This is a genomic window from Bacillus sp. FSL E2-0195, assembly GCF_038003645.1.
Classification (GTDB): domain Bacteria; phylum Bacillota; class Bacilli; order Bacillales; family Bacillaceae_G; genus Bacillus_A; species Bacillus_A mycoides.
In genome coordinates this window covers 3601882-3624777 of the sequence record NZ_JBBOPN010000001.1, presented here as the reverse complement: position 1 = coordinate 3624777, position 22896 = coordinate 3601882, and the positions used below count along the sequence as shown (strand labels likewise).

19 protein-coding genes and 1 pseudogene are annotated in these 22896 nt (G+C 38.4%); 14 read left to right on the top strand and 6 right to left on the bottom strand.

All coding sequences use genetic code 11. From position 1 onward, the window contains the following. Positions 1-120 precede the first annotated feature (120 nt). Complete coding sequence (locus tag MHH59_RS18605; protein ID WP_002128635.1) at positions 121-1332, top strand: M20 metallopeptidase family protein; 1212 nt, start codon at positions 121-123, stop codon at positions 1330-1332. A 54-nt stretch (positions 1333-1386) separates the two neighbouring features. Here the strand turns inward: MHH59_RS18605 and MHH59_RS18600 are convergent, their stop codons facing one another. After that, positions 1387-2469 carry a chitinase gene (locus MHH59_RS18600; protein WP_340852083.1) on the bottom strand — a complete coding sequence of 361 codons (1083 nt, stop codon included), beginning with the start codon at positions 2467-2469 and terminating at the stop codon, positions 1387-1389. Between the two features lie 270 nt (positions 2470-2739). On the opposite strand from MHH59_RS18600, the gene gabP reads away from it, so the two are divergent. The 8 genes from gabP (at position 2740) to MHH59_RS18560 (ending at position 11755) form a co-directional block, all read left to right on the top strand. Next, the gene (gene gabP / locus MHH59_RS18595) at positions 2740-4134 is read left to right on the top strand and encodes a GABA permease (RefSeq protein ID WP_000360102.1); all 1395 of its coding nucleotides are present in this window, start codon (positions 2740-2742) and stop codon (positions 4132-4134) included. A gap of 133 nt (positions 4135-4267) precedes the next feature. Further along, positions 4268-4606 carry a hypothetical protein gene (locus MHH59_RS18590; protein WP_078175321.1) on the top strand — a complete coding sequence of 113 codons (339 nt, stop codon included), beginning with the start codon at positions 4268-4270 and terminating at the stop codon, positions 4604-4606. Between the two features lie 316 nt (positions 4607-4922). Beyond that, on the top strand, positions 4923-5465 hold the full coding sequence (locus MHH59_RS18585; protein ID WP_000228316.1) for a DUF420 domain-containing protein: 543 nt from the start codon (positions 4923-4925) through the stop codon (positions 5463-5465). A gap of 118 nt (positions 5466-5583) precedes the next feature. Continuing rightward, positions 5584-6747, top strand: coding sequence for an iron-containing alcohol dehydrogenase (locus MHH59_RS18580; protein WP_201056819.1), 1164 nt, complete (start codon positions 5584-5586; stop codon positions 6745-6747). 157 nt (positions 6748-6904) lie between these two features. Beyond that, a complete protein-coding gene (locus MHH59_RS18575; RefSeq protein ID WP_002128628.1) occupies positions 6905-7657 on the top strand; it encodes a DeoR/GlpR family DNA-binding transcription regulator in 753 nt (250 codons plus the stop codon). Next, the gene (gene pfkB, locus MHH59_RS18570; protein ID WP_340852082.1) at positions 7654-8565 is read left to right on the top strand and encodes a 1-phosphofructokinase; all 912 of its coding nucleotides are present in this window, start codon (positions 7654-7656) and stop codon (positions 8563-8565) included. Before MHH59_RS18575 ends, pfkB begins: the two co-directional genes overlap by 4 nt. A gap of 13 nt (positions 8566-8578) precedes the next feature. Then, positions 8579-10441: a PTS fructose transporter subunit IIABC gene (locus MHH59_RS18565; RefSeq protein WP_340852079.1), complete on the top strand. Its 1863-nt coding sequence runs from the start codon at positions 8579-8581 to the stop codon at positions 10439-10441. A 348-nt stretch (positions 10442-10789) separates the two neighbouring features. Further along, positions 10790-11755 (top strand): 3D domain-containing protein, encoded by a 966-nt coding sequence (locus tag MHH59_RS18560; protein WP_078178279.1) that lies wholly within the window; start codon positions 10790-10792, stop codon positions 11753-11755. A gap of 62 nt (positions 11756-11817) precedes the next feature. On the opposite strand, the gene MHH59_RS18555 is transcribed toward MHH59_RS18560, so the two are convergent. Then, complete coding sequence (locus MHH59_RS18555) at positions 11818-12063, bottom strand: hypothetical protein (protein ID WP_340852981.1); 246 nt, start codon at positions 12061-12063, stop codon at positions 11818-11820. A 182-nt stretch (positions 12064-12245) separates the two neighbouring features. Here MHH59_RS18555 and miaA point away from each other — a divergent pair, with 182 nt between their 5' ends. Next, entirely contained in the window at positions 12246-13196 is a 951-nt protein-coding gene (gene miaA / locus MHH59_RS18550) for a tRNA (adenosine(37)-N6)-dimethylallyltransferase MiaA (protein ID WP_340852078.1), read from the top strand. A 25-nt stretch (positions 13197-13221) separates the two neighbouring features. Continuing rightward, positions 13222-13446, top strand: a complete 225-nt coding sequence (hfq, locus tag MHH59_RS18545; RefSeq protein ID WP_000813896.1) for an RNA chaperone Hfq — start codon at positions 13222-13224, stop codon at positions 13444-13446. Positions 13447-13527: 81 nt separating this feature from the next. Here hfq and MHH59_RS18540 read toward each other — a convergent pair. After that, positions 13528-17101 (bottom strand): annotated as a pseudogene (locus tag MHH59_RS18540) (Gly-Xaa-Xaa repeat protein). Between the two features lie 116 nt (positions 17102-17217). Then, a complete protein-coding gene (locus tag MHH59_RS18530; RefSeq protein ID WP_002128613.1) occupies positions 17218-18180 on the bottom strand; it encodes a tyrosine-type recombinase/integrase in 963 nt (320 codons plus the stop codon). A gap of 113 nt (positions 18181-18293) precedes the next feature. On the opposite strand from MHH59_RS18530, the gene spoVK reads away from it, so the two are divergent. Continuing rightward, entirely contained in the window at positions 18294-19250 is a 957-nt protein-coding gene (spoVK, locus tag MHH59_RS18525; RefSeq protein WP_002014481.1) for a stage V sporulation protein K, read from the top strand. A 31-nt stretch (positions 19251-19281) separates the two neighbouring features. On the opposite strand, the gene MHH59_RS18520 is transcribed toward spoVK, so the two are convergent. Both MHH59_RS18520 and MHH59_RS18515 read right to left on the bottom strand, forming a co-directional pair. Further along, positions 19282-19419, bottom strand: a complete 138-nt coding sequence (locus tag MHH59_RS18520; protein ID WP_002087943.1) for a hypothetical protein — start codon at positions 19417-19419, stop codon at positions 19282-19284. Positions 19420-19518: 99 nt separating this feature from the next. Next, positions 19519-20142, bottom strand: coding sequence for a trimeric intracellular cation channel family protein (locus tag MHH59_RS18515; RefSeq protein WP_340852073.1), 624 nt, complete (start codon positions 20140-20142; stop codon positions 19519-19521). A gap of 92 nt (positions 20143-20234) precedes the next feature. Here MHH59_RS18515 and hflX point away from each other — a divergent pair, with 92 nt between their 5' ends. Beyond that, the gene (gene hflX, locus MHH59_RS18510; RefSeq protein ID WP_340852978.1) at positions 20235-21506 is read left to right on the top strand and encodes a GTPase HflX; all 1272 of its coding nucleotides are present in this window, start codon (positions 20235-20237) and stop codon (positions 21504-21506) included. Beyond that, positions 21499-22770, top strand: coding sequence for a methionine gamma-lyase family protein (locus MHH59_RS18505; RefSeq protein ID WP_340852072.1), 1272 nt, complete (start codon positions 21499-21501; stop codon positions 22768-22770). The genes hflX and MHH59_RS18505 overlap by 8 nt, the downstream gene beginning before the upstream one ends. The last annotated feature ends 126 nt before the right edge of the window (positions 22771-22896 follow it).

The following is a 22896-nucleotide window of genomic DNA, read 5'->3' as shown; positions in this document are numbered from 1 at the left end:
GAACGTTTAATATTTTGAAGAATTAAGAGTACTTTTAAAGAAAGTTCTCTTTTTTTATTGATTAAATACAGAATATTATGTATTTTTTATTTAAACTGTTAAAAAGAAAGGGGAATTTCTATGATAGAAACATGGCATAAAGAATTGGAAAGTTTATACAATCAAATGGTTTCGTGGCGAAGAGATTTTCATCAATACCCAGAGCTATCGTTTCAAGAAATAGAAACACCGAAAAAAATAGCTGAAATTTTAAAAAGTTTTCATATTGATGTGAAAACAGATGTCGGGGGAAGAGGGGTAATCGGCGTAATTGAAGGTGGAATACCTGGGAAGACGATGGCGCTACGTGCTGATTTTGATGCACTACCTATTCAAGATGAAAAGAAAGTTTCATATAAATCAAAGGTTCCTGGTGTAATGCACGCTTGTGGCCATGATGGACATACAGCAACACTTTTAGGAGTTGCAAAAATATTAAGTGATAACAGAGACCAACTTTCAGGAAAAATAGTCCTTATTCATCAACATGCAGAAGAGAAAGAGCCTGGCGGAGCAATTGCCATGATTGAGGATGGTTGTTTAGAAGGAGTAGATGTTGTTTTTGGTACACATTTATCTTCTCAGATGCCTTTAGGAATTGTTGGAACGAAAGCTGGAGCAATGATGGCGGCAGCTGATACTTTTGAAGTGAAGATTCAAGGGCGAGGCGGTCACGGCGGTATGCCACATCATACTGTAGATGCTATTATCGTTGCAACACAAGTTATTAATCAGTTGCAACTTTTAGTGAGTAGAAAAGTCGATCCACTTCAATCAGCAGTTTTAACAGTTGGTACATTCCATGCCGGGCAAGCCGATAATATTATTGCGGATACTGCTACGTTTACAGGAACCATTCGAACGTTAGATCCTGAAGTGAGAGAATATATGGAGAAGGAATTTAGACGAGTTGTTGAGGGGATTTGTCAGTCCCTTCATGCTGAAGTTAATATTCAATATAAACGAGGCTATCCAATATTAATAAATCATGTAGCTGAAACACGTCATTTTATGACGGTTGCGGAACACGATCTTGGCAAAGAAAGGGTCATGGAAGTACCACCTATTATGGGCGGAGAAGATTTTGCATACTACTTAGAACATGTTCCAGGAGCATTTTTCTTCACAGGTGCCGGTAATGAAGAAATAGGGGCAACATATCCACACCATCATCCTCAATTCGATTTTGATGAACGTGCGATGTTGGTTGGTGGGAAGTTGCTTTTAAGTCTTGTGAATAGTTATTCAAGAGATGGAAAAGGATTTCTTCATCATGTAGAAGTGAAAAAGTAATTTACATAAATAAAAAACAACAATAGGTCATATAAAACCTATTGTTGTTTTTTATTATTTTTGCAAGGAAAGACTATCAAAATATGTTCTATAGTTATTAGAGAATTCAAAGTTGTTTTTTGCATCCCAATTAATAGACCAAGACATTAGGCCACGGAATGCAGGATAGCCACTCTGACTTGAAAGTTTATACTTTCCTCCGAAAGGAATTCCTTTAATGATATAATCTAAAGCTTTTTTCATTTCAGTTGGAGAAATATATCCGCCACTTGGAGCGGCCGCTGGTGCTGCAGGAAGTCCAATCATGACTTGATCCGAACGAAGAGGCGGGAAAATGTTATTTGCATTACCACCTACAGGAAAACCATGTAAGAGCATATCTGCCATAGCGACTTCGTAGTCTGCAGTACCTTGATTGTAGTTATTACCGTCCATTCCAATCCCGCTACCAGCGTTGTAGTGTTGAACGTGAATGTATGTTAGTTTGTCTTTCACTCCGTAAATAATCGGTAAATATGCACCCCAGATGCTTCCATATGCGCTATAGCCGCCTTGAACATAAGCTGTTTCAGGAGCCATGCTTAATAGAAAATTTGGACCATAATGATCTGAGATTGTCCGAATAGCCGAAATAAGATTTACGATTTGAGGAGTCGTTGGGTTTTTGAAATTAGTGTCATTACCGTTTAAGTAAATTCCTGATTCAAGGTCAATATCTATTCCATCAAAACCGTATTTATCAATTAGAGATTGTATGGAATTAATAAAACGTTGTTTAGCAGCATTGTCAGGAAGTAAAACGACCCCATTTTGTCCACCTATTGAAAGAACTACTTTTTTTCCTTTACTTTTTAAATAGGAAATATCAGATTTGAATTCTGCATCTGTACCATACACAGGGGAAAATTCAACAGTGGAACGATCACCACCAGTTTCACCGAAAGATACATTGAGTACATCCCATTTTGGTGAAACGTCTCTTAATTTAATAATGCCAGTACCGTTATCAAAGTTATGCCAGTATCCAACGAGTAATTTTGATCCTAAATTGTTTGCTGCTTGTGCTTGAAAGGGAGCTAGCGGTAGCAGTAAGAAAATTACTAAAGTACAACAAATGAATTTGAACTTGTTTAACATATCAACACTCCTATACAAAAAGTTGTCTAGATGTATAATCTTGTTTATTTAATAATATCTGAAAATTCATTCTCTTGTAAGGTGACTATAATTTTCTCAACAATTGTGTATGGGAAATTATTAAACCTAATGAAATAATTTTTGAAGGAGGTCGAATTACGATTGTTAAATTCAGAATATTTTGATATATTTTAAAGTATAGGATAAGATTTTTCACATAATACTCTTACGTAAATTTCAAAATTAAGTTTGGAAGGGGATGTACAAGAGTTGGATAAAAATCTTAAGAAAGACCTCAAAATACGACACATTACAATGATTTCCATTGGTGGCGTAATAGGAGCTGGTTTGTTTGTTGGAAGTGGTGCGGTTGTGCATTCAGCAGGTCCAGGTTCTATCGTTTCATATGCATTAGCAGGACTTCTAGTTATTTTCGTTATGAGAATGCTAGGAGAAATGGCAGCTATTAATCCGACAAGTGGTTCATTTGCAACATATGCAAGAGAGGCAATTGGTCCATGGGCAGGTTATACAATTGGGTGGCTATATTGGTTTTTCTGGGTAATTGTTATTGCAATAGAAGCTACAGCAGGTGCTGGTATTATTCAATACTGGATTCCAGAAATCCCACTCTGGTTATTAAGCTTAATATTAACGATTTTATTAACGTTGACGAATGTTTTCTCGGTGAAATCATTTGGAGAATTTGAATATTGGTTTTCATTTATTAAAGTAATAAGTATTGTTTTGTTCCTTTGTCTTGGACTAGCTGTTATTTTAGGATTTGTACCAGGAACGGAAGCACCTGGCACTTCGAATTTGGTAGGTCAAGGAGGATTTATGCCAAATGGTATAAGTTCGGTGTTACTTGGAATCACCGTCGTTATATTTTCATTTATGGGATCTGAGATTGTTGCAGTGGCCGCTGGAGAGTCTGCCGAACCTGTAAAGGCAGTCAAAACAGCAACAAATAGTGTAATTTGGCGTATTCTCGTATTTTTCATTGGATCGATCGCTGTAGTTGTTACACTCCTTCCGTGGAATTCGGCGAACATACTAAAAAGCCCATTTGTGGCGGTACTGGAACATATAGGGATACCAGCGGCAGCGCAAATTATGAATTTTATCGTTTTAACAGCTGTACTTTCTTGTTTAAATTCGGGTTTATATACGAACTCAAGAATGCTTTTTTCAATGGCAGAAAGAGGAGATGCGCCAAAGGCATTTTTGAAATTGAATAGTAGTGGTGTTCCAGTTCGGGCGGTTTTATTTGGAACTTTCTTTGCTTACATTGGAGTTGTTTTTAGTTACATATCTCCAGATAAAGTATTTTTATTTTTAGTGAATGCATCTGGCGGGATTGCGTTACTCGTTTATCTCGTTATAGCAGTTTCACATTTCAAGATACGTAAAAAAATGGGGAAAGCGGAACAACAAAATTTGAAAGTGAAAATGTGGCTTTTTCCATATGTAACATATGTTACAATTGCTGCGATTATAGCAGTTTTAGTTGCCATGCTCGCAATTGAATCTTTACGTTCACAAGCGCTTTTAACAATGCTTGTTACTGTTCTTATAATAATTTCTTATTTTATTTTTAATAGAAATAAAAATAGTACATTGTTGAATCCTAAAAGTAAGAATGAGGAATCTGTTCGATTCTAATTTCTTGTTTTAGAAGAGAGTTACACCCAATCATTGCTATAAAAGAATCATATATAATCATAGAAACAAGTAATTACTATTGTCATAGTGAATATAAACTTTTTTCTTGACTTTTTATATGAAGGCGAGCAAAATGGTAAAAAAGGAAGGGGGGATGACGATGGAAGAGTACGTATTAGAGCTGTATAACTTTTTATATACGACAGAATGGCAAGATATTGTTTCATTTCTAGGAATAATGTTTTGTATGAAAATTGTAATTGTATATATGGAAGAGCAAGGTATGTTCTATTCCTTCTCATCTCCGTTCGATGTGCAGCGCGAGCCGTTGCCAAACTATGCCAAGGTAAATTACGAACAATTTCCTTTTGTGATTTTCTTTATGATTCGATTTATAACAGCAATTGTAAAGAAAAAGGAAAGTGACGATGAAGAGTGCCACTCAACTTGTAATATAGCGACTGCTTTTTAAGCTAAATACAAGGAGGAGATTTATATGTGGTTTCGATTTCTTATGATTGGTTTCTTTTCATTAACAGCAATTTCATTAATGGGATATCAAGTGTCTGAAATATATCAAGCGTATAGCAGTACGTTTTTTAACAAAAACTAATCGCATTGCTATTTGAATAATAAAGCGATAAAATCCTTCTTAAGAAGTATTGTTAAGAAGGGTTTTTTCTTTGCCCTGTCTTACTGTGTCAAACTATTGTCACATTTACACTGTGAATAATATGTTAAAATAGTGAGGTTACGTATACATATTTGAAGGAAGAGGAGTGACCATTTTGGTGGATCAATCAACGAATCAGAAAAGCTATGCTCCTATTGTGATAACGCTTTCTGTAATTGTAAATGCGATTATTTTATTTTTGTTCTTTGGACCTGTTGGCTATGAAGGAGAAGTACATTTTGATGTAACAATTTTACCAATGTTAAATGCAATTTTTAATAGCTTTACGTTCGTATTCTTATTAGCAGCTTTATACTCTATTATTAAGAAGAATGTGAAAATGCACCGTGGTTTCATCCTAGCAGCATTTACAACGACGTTGCTATTTTGTGTTTCTTATTTATCGTATCATTACTTGGCGCCAGCAACACATTTTGGCGGAGAAGGATTCATTAAATATGTGTATTTCATCATTTTAATTACACATATTATCCTTGCAGCAATTATTGTACCGCTTGCATTGTTTGCACTTGTGTTTGGTTTTACGAATCAATTAACACGTCACCGTAAAATTGTACGTTGGACGATGCCGATTTGGTTATATGTAAGTTTATCTGGTGTTATTGTTTACTTAATGATCTCACCTTACTATCAATAAAAAAAATCTCAGCCTGTAGGCTGGGATTTTTTTATTAGGCAAATATTTTTGTGAAATGAAAAAATTGTGGTATACAAAAGTATAGTTGCTTTTTATATAGAAGGGATGGTAAAGATATATGCAAAATTTTGTATTTCGTAATCCGACAAAACTTATTTTTGGTAAAGGACAGTTAGAGCAGTTAAAAACGGAAATTCCACAGTTCGGTAAAAAAGTTCTTCTCGTGTATGGAGGAGGCAGCATTAAAAGAAATGGTATTTATGATAATGTGATTTCTATTTTAAAGGATATAAATGCGGAAGTATTTGAGTTGACAGGAGTTGAACCGAATCCTCGTTTATCAACAGTAAAGAAAGGGATTCAAATTTGTAAAGACAATGGAGTCGAATTTATTTTAGCGGTTGGCGGAGGAAGTGTAATCGACTGTACGAAGGCGATTGCTGCTGGTAGTAAATATGATGGAGATGTATGGGATATTGTAACGAAAAAATCATTTGCTAGCGAGGCGTTACCGTTCGGTACTGTACTCACTCTTGCGGCAACAGGTTCTGAAATGAATGCAGGATCTGTAATTACAAACTGGGAAACGAATGAAAAGTACGGCTGGGGCAGTCCAGTTACATTCCCTCAGTTTTCAATTTTAGATCCACTACATACTTCGTCTGTGCCGAGAGATCAAACGATTTATGGTATGGTCGATATTATGTCGCACGTATTAGAGCAATATTTCCATCACGGCATGAATACAGAATTACAAGATCGTTATTGTGAATCTGTTTTAAGAACAGTAATTGAAACAGCTCCTAAGCTTTTAAGTGATCTAGAAAATTATGAGCATAGGGAAACAATTTTATATTGCGGTACTATGGCGTTAAACGGCATTTTAGCGATGGGAGTAAAAGGAGATTGGGCAACTCATAATATTGAGCATGCAGTTTCTGCTGTTCATGACATACCGCATGGGGGCGGACTCGCTATTCTATTCCCAAATTGGATGAAGCATGTTATAGATGAAAATGTGAGTCGCTTTAAACAGTTCGCTATTCGTGTATTCGATGTAGAAACAGATGGGAAGACAGATAAAGAGGTTGCATTAGAGGGAATTGAGGTGTTACGTCAATTTTGGACTTCAATTGAAGCTCCAGTAACATTAGCTGATTACGCTATTAGAGAAAGTGAAATTGACTTAATGGCGGATAAAGCGATGGCTTATGGTGAATTCGGTAACTTTAAAAAATTAAATAAAGATGATGTTCTTGCAATTTATAAAGCTTCTTTATAAGTGGAGCGAGAGAAGAAACCTATTTGATTGTTGTATCAAATAGGTTTCTTTTTTTTGTTTATAACCGGTTTTGATTGATAGTGACTATTTTTGACTGTTTATGGTTGATTTTTGTGGTCGTTTTCATTATACTGTAATCAAAGAAGAGGTGAATAAAATGTTAACTCCTGAACGTCATCAAATGATATTGCAACTTGTAAAAGAGCAGAAGGTTGTTAAATTACAACAATTAGTTGAAAGAACAGAAAGCTCTGAATCGACAATTCGTCGTGATTTAGCACAATTAGAAAAACAAAGGTTATTAAAAAGAGTTCATGGTGGTGCCTCTGTTTTAACAGGAAAAGGACAGGAGCCAACGATGATTGAAAAATCATCCAAAAACATTCAAATAAAACAACAAATTGCCAAGTATGCGGCTAGTATTGTTGAACAAGGGGATTGCGTTTATTTAGATGCAGGAAGTACAACATTTGAAATGATTCCATTTTTAATAAACAAAGATGTTACTGTCGTAACGAATGGACTTATGCATATTGAAGCTTTAGTTGAAAATAATATTCGTGCGTATTTACTAGGCGGGATGATGAAGAGTAGGACGAAAGCTTTAATTGGTGCTATGGCACAGGAAAGTATGCAAAAGTACCGTTTTGATAAATGTTTCTTAGGAGCAAATGGTGTACATGAACAGCTTGGTTTTACAACTCCAGATCCAGAAGAGGCACTTTTAAAACAAATGGCATTAACATTTGCGAACGAAGGATATTTCTTAATTGATGAAAGTAAGTTCTCAGAAGTTGCATTTGCGAAAATTGCCAATGTTGAAGAAGCGAATATTATTACAAACCATTTAGAAATTGATTTAGAAAAATATAAAAGACAAACCAATGTAATTGAGGCTGATAAACAATGATCTATACAGTTACTTTAAACCCATCTATTGATTATGTAGTACAAGTTAATTCCTTCGATTTAGGCGCAGTAAATCGAGCAGAGAAAGATATGAAATTTCCTGGAGGGAAAGGCATTAACGTTTCTCGTGTTCTTCATCGTTTAGGTGTTGAAAATGTAGCGCTTGGATTTACTGGTGGATTTACCGGTCGATTTATTAAAGATGTATTACAGGCGGAAGGTGTAACAACAAACTTCGTCCAAGTAGACGGTGATTCACGAATTAATGTGAAAATAAAAGGGCAAGAAGAGACAGAATTAAATGGGCAAGGTCCTAATGTGACAAATGAACAATTTGAACAATTAATGAAACAAATCGAAAGTATGAGGCAGGGAGATTGTGTTGTACTAGCTGGAAGTGTACCGGCGTCTATCTCAACTACTTTTTATGAATCAATCGCAGCGCTCGGAGCTGAGAAAGGTATTCGCGTAGTAGTCGATGCAAGTGGAAGTGCGCTGCAGCATGTAATTAAAAATAAACCATTTTTAATAAAGCCTAATCATCATGAACTTGGTGAGTTATTCGGAGTAGAGATTTCAACAGTAGAAGATGTTTTACCGTTTGGAAGAAAATTAGTTGAACAAGGTGTAGAGCATGTTATCGTATCAATGGCTGGAGATGGGGCTTTATTATTTACGGCACAAGGTATATATGAAGCAACTGTTCCAAAAGGTGTTGTAATTAATTCGGTTGGGGCCGGAGATTCTCTCGTTGCAGGATTTGTAGGTAAATATGAACAGACAAAAGATATTGAAAAGGCATTTCAATATGGCGTTGCAACAGGGAGTGCAACAGCATTTTCAGCTGATTTATGTGAAAAAGAAAAAGTAGAAGAATTATTGTCGCAAGTAATTGTAACTAAGCAATAGGGGGAAGTAACATATGAAAATTACAGAACTATTAAAAAGGGATACAGTTATTATGAACTTGACAGCTTCAAATAAAGAAGCTGTCATAGATGAATTAGTTGAGAAATTAGACGGAGCAAATCGTTTAAATAGTAAAGCTGAATTTAAAGAATCTATTTTAAAGCGGGAGTCACAAAGTACAACTGGCATAGGGGAAGGGATTGCTATACCTCATGCGAAGACGAATGCCGTTAAACAACCATCGATTTGTTTTGGTAGAAGTGTAAGCGGTATCAACTATGAGTCGCTTGATGGACAGCCTGCACATCTGTTTTTTATGATTGCTGCGAGTGAAGGGGCGAATAATACTCATTTAGAAACGTTATCTCGTCTCTCTACGTTATTGATGGATGAAGGGTTCCGCAAGCAATTATTAGAAGCAAAGGATGAGGATGAGCTTCTCCGTTTATTTGATGAAAAAGAGAATGAAAAAGAAGACGAAGAAGAAGTTGAAGTAGCAAAGCCAGAAGGGAATGAGCCATACGTATTAGCTGTTACAGCTTGTCCGACTGGTATCGCTCACACATATATGGCTGCGGATAGTTTGAAAGCAAAAGCAGCAGAGTTAGGAATAGCGATTAAAGTTGAAACGAATGGATCAACAGGTGTTAAAAACGATTTAACGAAAGAGGACATTGAACGCGCAACGGCTATTATTGTAGCTGCAGATAAACAAGTAGAAATGAATCGTTTTGCTGGGAAGCATGTCATTCAAGTACCAGTCGCCGATGGGATTAGAAAAACTGAAATCCTTCTTAATCGAGCTATAAAACAAGATGCACCAATCTTTAAAGGGGTAAAAGAGGATGGGAAGGCAGAAAATGTAGAGAAAGAAAAAGGGCTAGGAATTTATAAGCATTTAATGAGCGGTGTAAGTAATATGCTTCCGTTCGTTGTTGGTGGTGGAATTTTAATTGCACTAGCGTTTTCGTTTGGTGGTATAAAAGCGGAAGGTCCTTTAGCTGAATTGTTCATGTCTATTGGGGGAGGAAAAACAGGTGCGTTTTTATTCCTTGTACCAATCTTAGCTGGATTTATTGCGAGTTCTATTGCTGATCGTCCTGGTTTTATGCCTGGTGTTGTAGGTGGGTTTTTAGCAGCACAAGCGAATGCGGGATTTTTAGGTGGATTAATTGCTGGTTTCTTAGCTGGATATGTTGTTTTAGGATTGAAAAGATTATTTTCAGGATTACCAGTACAGTTAGAAGGAATTAAACCTGTTTTGTTATATCCAGTCTTTGGATTGTTGATTACAGGAGTTGTTATGCAAAAAGTAGTAAATCCGCCTGTAGTAGCATTAAATGAAATGTTAACAGGATGGTTAAATGGTTTGAACGGTACGAATGCTATATTATTAGGTCTTATTTTAGGTGGTATGATGGCAATTGATATGGGTGGTCCAATTAATAAAGCGGCATTTACATTTGGTATTGCTGCAATAGAAGCGCAGAATTTTGGAGTGCACTCAGCAGTTATGGCTGGTGGTATGGTACCGCCACTTGCGATTGCATTCGCAACCACATTCTTTAAAACAAAATTTACAGAAGCAGAACGTAAATCTGGTTTAACAAATTATATTATGGGAGCATCGTTTATTACAGAAGGTGCGATTCCATTTGCAGCTGCCGATCCGGTTCGAGTAATAGTAAGTTGTGTTGTTGGTTCAAGTATCGCGGGTGCCTTATCTATGTTATTCCAAATTACATTGCCGGCACCGCATGGTGGATTGTTTGTTATCGGATTAGTGAATAAACCGTTGCTATATATTGTTTCTATATTAATTGGAACGATTGTTTCAGCTATTATGATAGGTGTTTGGAAGAAGAAAGTTAAATAAAAGATAAAAAGGGACAGCTAATAGGAGTTGTTCCTTTTTCGTTACAAAAAGTAATTTAATAATTGGATTATGATGGATTTTGGTAAAAGATGTAATGAAAAGTGATTTTTTTGTAACAAAAAAGTAATACTGTAATTTTTTCTGGAAAAAAATTCTTATACTAATTTGTGAGAAATATATGAAAACTATTGCTAATTTTGGTAGAAATACAATTTTTTAATATGGAAATTTATGTTACAAATCATTAATCGTTTATTACGAATGCTTTGTAATTGTGTGATTTTCGAAATTCTACAAAAAACTGTTGCTATAATGAGAACACGAAAACAAAGCAAATGGAGGCTATTCATGAAAAAATTATTAGGTATAGCAACAGCAGCAGTTTTTGGTCTTGGGATTTTTGCAGGTTCTGCTAAAGCGGAAACGATTGTAACAACAGATGTATTAAACGTTAGAGAAAACCCAACTGTAGAATCAAAACTTGTAGGTAAAATGTTAAGTGGAAATAAATTAGATGTTATAAATACAGAAAACGGATGGTCCAAAATTAAATTAGATGGTAAAGAAGCTTTTGTAAGTGCTGAGTTTACGAAAAGTTCTTATTATGTAACAGCAAACGTATTAAACATTCGTGCTGGAGCGAATACTGATTCAGAAATTCTTGGCACGCTTAAAAAAGATGACTTGATTGAAACGACAAATCAAGTACAAAACGAATGGTTACAATTCGAATATGGCGGGAAAGCGGCGTATGTTCACATACCATTTTTAACAGGTACAGCACCTGTTATTGAAAGAAAAGAAGTTCCAGCTCAAGATGAAGCGCCAACTAAGGTGAAAACGGCGGTTAAAAATGATACATCAGTTAAGGAGAAAGCGCCGGCTAAAAATGATACGGCAGTTAATGGAAAAGAATCAGTTAAAAGTGGAGCATCAAGTAAACCAGTAGCGCAAGCGAAGCCGGCAACTAAGCCAGTGGCAAAATCTACTGAAACAAGTGAACCTGCTGGTCGTGAAATAACAGTAGAAGCGACAGCTTACACAGCTCACCCGAGTGAAAATGGCACATATGGTGGTCGTGTGTTAACTGCGATGGGGCATGATTTAACAGCGAATCCAAATATGAAAGTTATTGCTGTTGATCCGAAAGTAATTCCTCTCGGATCAACAGTGTGGGTGGAAGGATATGGAGAAGCAATTGCTGGAGATACTGGTGGTGCGATTAAAGGAAACCGTATTGATGTTTTAGTTGGTTCAGATAGCACTGCTGATAGTTGGGGTCGTAAATCCGTTAAAGTGAAAGTTATAAAATAATTTATTAAAATAAAAAACGGCTGCTTAAAAATGTCTAAGCGGCCGCTTTTTTTATATAAGAATTATTGAAAAGGGTAAATTGTTTTACCTGTAATAATTTTATACGCGGTGCAAAATTGAGTTTGCATATACTCTGTATTTTTATTTTCTGGATGTAACGTTGTTTCTTGAAGAGTAGAATGAAAGGAACGTAGTAAACAATTTAGTGCGAAGTATAATTCTTCTTGTGAACAATTTTGTTCTTTTTTAGCAGTAGCTAAAATAAGGTCTTTTATTAATAAGGGAAAATCGATAGTCGCTTGTTTCATAGTCATTGCACCCTCTCCGAGCTATTTTTAATCATGTATATGCAGAATTGGACAAGCTATGCTCTTTTTTTTTGTGTAATTTCATGTACTGGATTCAAAGAACTTGCAATCATGCCGTTAAAATTGGTAAGATTGGGTATAATCAATAGATGGAGTATATTACATAAAGAGAGTTGAATGATATGGGAGAAGTGCAACGTGAAAAAGTTGCTGTCATCATTGGGCCAACTGCTGTCGGAAAGACGAAATTAAGTATCGATCTTGCAAAAGCGTTGAATGGTGAGATTATTAGTGGTGATTCCATGCAAATTTATCGTACGATGGATATCGGGACTGCAAAGGTGACGATAGATGAGATGGACGGAATTCCGCATTATATGATTGATATAAAAAATCCGGAAGATTCATTTTCTGTGGCGGAATTTCAAGAACGTGTCCGTAAGTGCATTCGAGAAATTACAGAGCGCGGGAAATTACCAATTATTGTTGGTGGAACCGGTCTTTATATACAATCTGTTCTATTCGATTACCAGTTTACAGATGAGGCTGGGGACGCTACATACCGAGAACAGATGGAAAAGTTAGCATTAGAACACGGTGTGGAATATGTACATAAAAAGTTACAAGAAGTAGATCCAGAAAGTGCGGAGCGTATTCATGCCAATAATGTAAGGCGTGTTATTCGGGCGTTAGAAATTTTTCACACGACGGGTGAAAAAATGAGTAACCAGCTCGAAAAACAAGAAAATGAGTTACTGTACGATGTTTCATTAATTGGCTTGACAATGGATCGAGAAATGCTATACGATCGCATTAACTTACGTGTTAACCTAATGATTGAACAAGGTTTATTAGAAGAAGTAAAAGGTTTACATGAAAGAGGAGTGCGAGATTGTCAATCTATTCAAGCGATTGGTTATAAAGAGATATATGATTATTTTGAGAATCGTGTATCTTTAGAAGAAGCGGTATCACAATTAAAGACGAATTCACGCCGTTATGCAAAACGTCAATTAACGTGGTTCCGTAATAAGATGGATGTCACGTGGTTCGATGTTACTGATGGTGAAAAAACGTCAGAAATTTTACGATACATAGAAGGAAAGCTACAACTAAAGTCGAATAATAGGTAAGTAGAGAAAAAGAGGAGGATTCGACATGAAGCAATCAATCAATATTCAAGATCAGTTTTTAAATCAACTCCGTAAAGAGAATACGTTCGTTACGCTGTACTTATTAAATGGTTTCCAGCTTCGTGGATTAATTAAAGGATTTGATAATTTTACAGTCCTGCTGGAAACAGAAGGTAAGCAACAGCTTATTTATAAACATGCAATTTCTACATTTGTGCCACAAAAAAATGTTTCAATTGAATTAGAGTAGTAATGAATTATTGTACATAACAAAAAAAGAGCGAGTTTCTCGCTCTTTTTTTTATTTGTCATAAACAATAAATAGTGAAATTTAAGCGATTCTAAATACAGTAAGACGAATGTTAGTGTTTCCTGTTGCAGGGATCGTAATCTCGTTAAGAGTAGATTGGACAGAAATGTTTGCTCCAGCAGCTAATGTTTCGATTGTAGTAAATGAAAGTGAGTCGCCTATTAGATTTGAAGAGAAGTTGTCAGTAGCAACAGCTCCATTAATTGAAATTCCTACTCCAAGTGGAGCGCATCCTGGCGCAGTTGTAGAAATAGATACGCTAATTACATAAATACCAGCGTTAATAACAGTAACTGTATTTGTGCCGTTAAAGATAATATTGTTTACGTTAATTGCAGTACTAAAAATAAAGTTATTAAATTGGAGTACTGTTTGTTGGATGTTGTTTGTTACAACGATTGTTGCTACTGGGAAGCTAGGTCCAGTAGGTCCGGTAACTCCTATACCAGTAGCACCCGTTGGTCCTTGAACACCTTGAGGTCCGGTAGCACCCGTGTTACCTTGAACACCTTGAGGTCCAGTGGCACCTGTATTACCTTGAACACCTTGAGGTCCGGTAGCACCCGTGTTACCTTGAACACCTTGAGGTCCAGTAGCACCCGTGTTACCTTGAACACCTTGAGGTCCAGTGGCACCTGTATTACCTTGAGCACCTTGAGGTCCAGTGGCACCGGTAGCGCCTGTGTTACCTTGCGCACCTTGAGGTCCAGTGGAACCAGTAGCACCTGTGTTACCTTGAGCACCTTGAGGTCCAGTGGCACCAGTAGCGCCCGTGTTACCTTGAGCACCTTGAGGTCCAGTAGCACCTGTGTTACCTTGAGGTCCAGGAGGCCCACCAGAAGGTCCAGTAGGTCCGGTAACTCCTATACCAGTAGCACCTGTGTTACCTTGAAGACCTTGAGGTCCGGTAGCACCCGTGTTACCTTGAAGACCTTGAGGTCCGGTAGCACCCGTGTTACCTTGAAGACCTTGAGGTCCGGTAGCACCCGTGTTACCTTGAAGACCTTGAGGTCCGGTAGCACCCGTGTTACCTTGAAGACCTTGAGGTCCAGTGGAACCAGTAGCGCCTGTGTTACCTTGCGCACCTTGAGGTCCAGTGGAACCAGTAGCACCTGTGTTACCTTGCGCACCTTGAGGTCCAGTAGCACCTGTGTTACCTTGAATGCCTTGAGGTCCAGTAGCACCCGTGTTACCTTGAAGACCTTGAGGTCCAGTAGCACCCGTGTTACCTTGAAGACCTTGAGGTCCAGTGGAACCAGTAGCGCCCGTGTTACCTTGAACGCCTTGAGGTCCAGTGGAACCGGTAGCACCTGTGTTACCTTGAACGCCTTGAGGTCCAGTAGCACCCGTGTTACCTTGCGCACCTTGAGGTCCAGTGGCACCAGTAGCACCTGTGTTACCTTGCGCACCTTGAGGTCCAGTGGCACCTGTGTTACCTTGCGCACCTTGAGGTCCAGTGGAACCAGTAGCACCTGTGTTACCTTGAGCACCTTGAGGTCCAGTGGAACCAGTAGCGCCCGTGTTACCTTGAACGCCTTGAGGTCCAGTGGAACCGGTAGCGCCCGTGTTACCTTGCGCGCCTTGAGGTCCAGTGGAACCAGTAGCACCTGTGTTACCTTGAACGCCTTGAGGTCCAGTGGAACCGGTAGCACCTGTGTTACCTTGAACGCCTTGAGGTCCAGTGGAACCGGTAGCACCTGTGTTACCTTGAACGCCTTGAGGTCCAGTAGCACCCGTGTTACCTTGAGCACCTTGAGGTCCAGTGGAACCAGTAGCACCTGTGTTACCTTGAACACCTTGAGGTCCAGTGGAACCAGTAGCACCTGTGTTACCTTGAACACCTTGAGGTCCAGTGGAACCAGTAGCACCTGTGTTACCTTGCGCACCTTGAGGTCCAGTGGAACCAGTAGCACCTGTGTTACCTTGAAGACCTTGAGGTCCAGTAGCACCCGTGTTACCTTGCACACCTTGAGGTCCAGTAGCACCTGTGTTACCTTGAAGACCTTGAGGTCCAGTAGCACCCGTGTTACCTTGAAGACCTTGAGGTCCAGTAGCACCCGTGTTACCTTGCACACCTTGAGGTCCAGTGGAACCAGTAGCGCCCGTGTTACCTTGAACGCCTTGAGGTCCAGTGGAACCGGTAGCACCCGTGTTACCTTGCGCGCCTTGAGGTCCAGTGGAACCAGTAGCACCCGTGTTACCTTGCGCGCCTTGAGGTCCAGTGGAACCAGTAGCACCTGTGTTACCTTGCGCGCCTTGAGGTCCAGTGGAACCAGTAGCACCTGTGTTACCTTGAACGCCTTGAGGTCCAGTGGAACCAGTAGCACCTGTGTTACCTTGAACGCCTTGAGGTCCAGTAGCACCCGTGTTACCTTGCGCACCTTGAGGTCCAGTGGAACCAGTAGCACCTGTGTTACCTTGAACGCCTTGAGGTCCAGTGGAACCGGTAGCACCTGTGTTACCTTGAACGCCTTGAGGTCCAGTAGCACCCGTGTTACCTTGAGCACCTTGAGGTCCCAGAGGTAGCACCAGTAGCACCTGTGTTACCTTGAACACCTTGAGGTCCAGTGGAACCAGTAGCACCAGTAGCACCAGTAGCACCTGTGTTACCTTGAACGCCTTGAGGTCCAGTGGAACCAGTAGCGCCCGTGTTACCTCTAGGTCCGGTCGCACCGGTAGCACCTGTGTTACCTCTAGGTCCGGTCGCACCAGTAGCACCTGTGTTACCTCTAGGTCCGGTCGCACCAGTAGCACCTGTGTTACCTCTAGGTCCGGTCGCACCAGTAGCGCCCGTGTTACCTCTAGGTCCGGTCGCACCAGTAGCGCCCGTGTTACCTCTAGGTCCGGTCGCGCCAGTAGCGCCCGTGTTACCTCTAGGTCCGGTCGCACCAGTAGCACCTGTGTTACCTCTAGGTCCGGTCGCACCAGTAGCGCCCGTGTTACCTCTAGGTCCGGTCGCACCAGTAGCGCCCGTGTTACCTCTAGGTCCGGTCGCACCAGTAGCGCCCGTGTTACCTCTAGGTCCGGTCGCACCAGTAGCACCTGTGTTACCTCTAGGTCCGGTCGCACCAGTAGCGCCCGTGTTACCTCTAGGTCCAGTAGGTCCAGTAGGTCCAGTAGGTCCTCTGCCGAACGAAGCTGAATTAACTAGAGTAGTTTGTAACTCTGCAATTAATTTAAGGAGTTCTTGGAATGTACAAGGATCAATTCGGAATAACTTTGTAATGTAAAGTAAATAATTAATTAAAATTTGAAGTTCAACAAATACAGCACTTGCTACGAAGGTTGGATTTTTTAATACAGTTATTAAGTTTTTAATGATGGCTAATCCTTGTGCTTTCAGAGCGGAAGTAGTGTCTAGTGAACAGATGAATTTGCTTAGTAGGTGCAATGTATCTATTAGATTCTCAATGTTTTTGGGAGATGGATTGGCGAAAAGTTTAGGGATTATTTTTATTAAATCGTTAATGATTGCACGGAATGTTCTAATTTGCGCTTTAGTAATTGGAATCGTTGGGGTAGTTGGAATTCGTCCAGCGCTAGTTGGAAAGCATGGATTGGAGTATTTATTTTGATTGTCGTTAAAGCGAGACATTAAATCTCTCCTTTCTGATAAGAATGTGAACGAAACTCATCATAGTAGATGCAGGGAATAGCTAAATGGTCATAGTGAAATTGAGTGTTTCGAGAAAAAAATAAAAAAACGCCTTATTATAGGGCGTTTTTTTTATTTTCAGCATATTGATAATATCGCTTTAGTGAAATTTTTGATTTGAAGCCAACTAATTTTATGATTTCTGGCTCTGGGGTTTGTTTTTTTATTAGGCGTAAAATAAACGTGTTCCGGAAATGTTGTCCAGAAATGCCTTTACGTAAATTGGCTCTTGCTACTTCAAGTCGGATCATTTTTTGGATAGCGATTTCTGTTAGTGCTTTTGGTGCATCGTTTTCGTATACCCATCTGTATGTTCCGCGGTTAAAATCGAATGCAACAAACAACGGGTCATTACTATGGTATTTAGGACGAACTGGTTCTGGAATACTTTTATAATATGTGTACAGTTGTTTTTTGTCTTCGATTGCTAATGTGATTGTTCTTTCTACTCCTGCGGTTGCTGGAATAGAAAGTGTATTAGTTTCAAAATGAACGTGATGCATAGTTAATGCTGTAAGCTCTTGTAAGGATAGTCCGTAGTCGATTAATATACTTAAAATAGCGATATTACGATCCATTAATAATGGACGAACGGGACGTTGTTTTTCTGAAAGTCCTTCTAATGAAGTGACTATATGCTTTAATCTTTTTTCTTCATCGGATGAAATGAAATCTTCATTACGCAATGCACGGTTTGGTTGAATAGTAATTTCCATATCATTCAATGGATTTGGAATGTTAAGAAAATGATGCATTCTATTTAATACAATAAATACACGATGCATTGTTTTCTCAGAGTAGTGTCGATTCTTTTTTAAGTCTGAAAAGTAATCTTCATAGTCTTTTGTACAAAGTGTTGCCCATATATTACTGGAAGGGAGCTTTTTGTTTTTTTCTAACCAATGTCCAAAATCTTCAATGTCATAAACATAACGTTTAATGGTTGAAGACTTTCGGCCTTTATTCAATAAAAAAATAGAAAAGGCTTGTATTGTATCATGGAATTCCGTTGTTTCCATAGTCCCACCACCTTGATTATTTCTTATATTATAGCAAACTTTTCTGAAAATAGGCATTTGCAAGAGGGACTGGAATAATAATATTTGGTGAGTGGATAAAATGAGGTGATTGTATGGAACAATCGATGCGTAAGAAAAATAACAATCAAATTAATATTGTATTAAACCATCGAAAGAAAATTTCGTTACCGGCATCAGAAAATAAAACGGTAATTTCAAGTGAAACCACTACTAAACATGAGATGTTGCAGAGAATTGAAGAAGAGATGGGAAAGCTTGTTGGGATGGATGAAATAAAAAAGATAATAAAAGAAATTTATGCTTGGATTTATGTAAATAAAAAAAGACAAGAGATGGGGTTGAAATCTGAGAAGCAAGTGCTTCACATGTTATTTAGGGGAAATCCCGGTACTGGGAAGACAACCGTTGCTAGAATGATAGGGAAATTGTTGTTTGAGATGAATATTTTATCGAAGGGGCATTTAGTTGAAGCAGAACGTGCTGATCTTGTGGGGGAGTATATCGGTCATACAGCGCAAAAGACGAGAGATTTAATAAAAAAGGCCATGGGAGGTATTTTGTTTATTGATGAGGCGTATTCTTTAGCGCGGGGGGGAGAGAAGGATTTTGGAAAGGAAGCTATTGATACACTTGTGAAGCATATGGAAGATAAGCAGCACGGTTTTGTATTAATTTTAGCTGGATATTCAAGAGAGATGAATCATTTTCTTTCATTAAATCCAGGGTTACAATCTCGTTTTCCATTTATTATTGAATTTGCGGATTACTCGGTAAATCAGCTGTTGGAAATTGGAAAGAGAATGTATGAGGAGCGTGAATATCAGTTATCTAAAGAAGCGGAGTGGAAATTTCGAGATCATTTACATGCGGTAAAGTATTCGTCGCAAATTACATCGTTTAGTAATGGGCGATACGTACGGAATATTGTTGAAAAATCGATTCGTACACAAGCTATGCGATTGTTACAAGAGGATACGTATGATAAATATGATTTAATTGGGATATCAAGTATGGATTTAATGCTTGAAGAGGAGACGCACAGTACGTAAACTGTGCGTCTGTTTTTATGCATAAGTTCGTTTACTCTTTTTTTGCTTTTTCTTGGTGAGTTTTATGAAGACGTTCCATTTTAGCGCTCTTTTCGTGCGCTGAATTTGGATCATGTCCAAATTGGTTTACTGAGCTTTTTTGAGCTCCTTTATTAACATGGTTTGTCATTTGCATTCACCTCGCTTTAAAAATTAGTATAAACATTATGTAAAGAAAAACTCGTTAGAAAAGAAAAACCTCTTTACGATATGTAAAGAGGTTAGATTGCTATTTATGCATTGAGCGCTCCTTTGTATCGATGCGTCTATGCGGTAAATACCATTTGTAATGAATAGAAACCATGCGGAAGCAAACAATTAAAATGAATAAGGTGTATAGAGCCCAATCGCTAACGATGACTTTAGCGCCAATCAAAAAACCGGCTAAAATCGTCCAAAACGCATATACATCAGCTCGAAGGACGAGAGGTTTTCTACGTGCTAAAAGATCACGAATAATACCGCCGCCAATGCCAGTTAAAACAGCAGCTACAATTGTAGCGCTAATTGGTAAATTTAATTTTTGGGCGTATAGAGCTCCTTGTACGGCGAACGCTGATAAGCCGATGGCATCTGTGATGTTTTCCCACTTTTTCCAATGCTTAATTAATTTATTAGGAAAAAGAAAAATGATCGTCATTGATAATAGTGCGATTTGGAATAACATGTCTTGTTGCCAAAACGCGACGATTGGATAACCGATTAATAAATTACGAAGGGCACCTCCCCCAAATGCGGTTGCCATTCCTAAAATATATACCCCGAAAATATCATAATCCTCTTCCATTGCAACAATGGCTCCGCTTAGTGCGAAAGCGATTGTGCCTATGATGCTAAAAATCTCCCATGCCATGAATTTTCTCCCCCGCTAACTAGATGAAATGTGCTTCCTCTGCTATTATATTAGAAGGTTTAAATTTCGAAAAGGATGAGTGAACATATTTGATGGAAGAAAAAGAAAAAATCATATTAGTTGGCTGTCAATTGCCACAAGATGATGATGAAAAATTTATGCATTCCATGAAAGAGCTTGCATCGCTAGCGAAAACTGCGCGAGCGGAAGTGTTAGTATCAACGACGCAAAAGCGCCCGAAGTTTCATCCGGCGACTTATATAGGAAAAGGTAAACTAGAAGAGCTTGCAGCGTTGACGGAAGAATTAGAACCAGCTGTTATTGTTTTTAATAATGAGTTAACACCAAGTCAAATTCGGAATTTATCTTCAGTATTAGATGCGAGAGTGATTGACCGAACGCAGTTAATACTAGATATTTTTGCGCAACGTGCGAAATCGAGAGAGGGTAAGCTTCAAGTAGAATTAGCTCAATTGCAATATACAATGCCGCGCCTTATGGGACAAGGTCTTGCTTTATCGCGTCTTGGTGGTGGAATTGGTACAAGGGGACCAGGAGAGACGAAGCTTGAGACAGATCGTCGTTATATTCGATCTCGTATTGATGAAATAAAGAGACAACTTGCGGTTGTTGTGGAGCATCGAAAGAGATATCGTGAGAGAAGAAAAGATAATAAAGTGTTTCAAGTTGCGTTAATTGGGTATACAAATGCAGGAAAATCTACGTTGTTTAATAGATTAACGGAAGCTGATACGTTTGAAGAAAACTTATTGTTTGCAACGCTAGATCCGACGACAAGAAAGATGCCGTTACCTTCTGGTTATACAGTGCTTTTGACTGATACGGTTGGTTTTATACAAGATTTACCTACGTCACTAATTGCTGCTTTTCGATCTACGTTAGAAGAAGCTGGGGAAGCGGATGTTATTTTACATGTTGTTGATTCTGCAGATCCTAATTATGTAGGGCATGAGCAGACAGTAAAACAATTATTGTCGGACCTTGAAATTAATCGTATTCCTATTATTACGTTATATAATAAAAAAGATAAATTGCATCAAAACTTCATTCCATTTCCGAAAAGTGATTTCTTAATGACTAGTGCTTTTGAAGAAAGTGATTTATTGCGTATAAAAGAAGCGCTAGAAACGAAGATGAAGGAAGAAATGGATGATTATCAAGTGGAAATCCCTCCGAGTGAAGGTAGGTTATTAACGCTTTTAAAGACAGAAACAATATTAACTAAAATGGAGTTTCTAGAAGATAAATTTGTATATGATTGTACAGGGTATATATTTGCTCATTCATCGCTTAAGGGGCAATTAAAGAGATTTTTAGTGGAAGAAGGAGAAAATAATGTTTGATCGTTTGAAAAATGGAGAAAAAATTGCTCCAATCGTAAAAGAAGTAGAAAGTCAAATTATAGAAGTACATAAACATGTGGATGAAGTGATTGAGAGTAACCAATTTCGTGTATTAGAAAGTTTTCGTAAACACAAAATTAGCGATTCGCATTTTATTCCGACGACAGGTTATGGTTATGATGATATTGGTCGTGACACGTTAGAAAAAGTGTATGCTGATGTATTTGGGGCAGAAGCGGGTCTTGTTCGTCCGCAAATTATTTCAGGTACTCACGCAATTTCGACAGCTCTATTCGGTATTTTACGTCCAGGAGATGAACTGCTATACATAACAGGAAAACCATATGATACGTTAGAAGAAATCGTTGGTGTACGCGGAAAAGGTGTAGGCTCATTTAAAGAATATAATATTGGTTATAACGCAGTTCCGTTAACTGAAGAGGGATTTGTGGACTTTGAAGCTGTTGCAACTGCGATCCATAGTAATACGAAGATGATTGGTATTCAGCGTTCAAAAGGATATGCTACTCGTCCGTCGTTTACTGTTTCACAAATTAAAGAGATGATTGCGTTTGTGAAAGAGATTAAACCTGATGTTGTTGTATTTGTAGATAACTGCTATGGCGAATTTATTGAAGAAGAAGAGCCATGTCATGTTGGTGCGGACTTAATGGCAGGCTCTCTTATTAAGAATCCTGGCGGTGGAATTGTTAAAACTGGTGGTTACATTGTTGGTAAAGAGCAGTATGTTGAAGCGTGTGCATATCGTCTAACATCTCCAGGAATCGGTGCGGAAGCAGGGGCATCTTTATACAGTTTGCAAGAAATGTATCAAGGTTTCTTCTTAGCGCCGCATGTAGCGGGACAAGCGCTAAAAGGTGCGATTTTTACAGCTGCATTTTTAGGAAAGTTAGGGATGAATACATCACCAGCTTGGAATGCACCAAGAACAGATTTAATTCAGTCTGTTCAATTTGATGATAAAGATCGTATGATTGCGTTCTGTCAAGCGATTCAATATGCATCTCCAATTAATTCTCATTTCACTCCATATGCAAACTATATGCCGGGTTATGAAGATGATGTAATTATGGCTGCGGGGACGTTTATTCAAGGTGCAAGTATTGAGCTGTCGGCTGATGGTCCGATTCGTCCGCCTTATGTTGCTTACGTGCAAGGTGGGTTAACTTATTCGCATGTAAAGATTGCGATTTGTTCTGCGATTGATGCGTTAATTGAAAAAAAACTATTAACAATTTCTTAAAGGAAAGCTGTCGATTTCGGCAGCTTTTTTTCGTGTGAAAGTAATGATTTGTGCCATTAGAAAAAAATGAAAAAATTCACAAAAAAATCATGTAAGAAAAGCTAACATCTATTGACACTAAACATA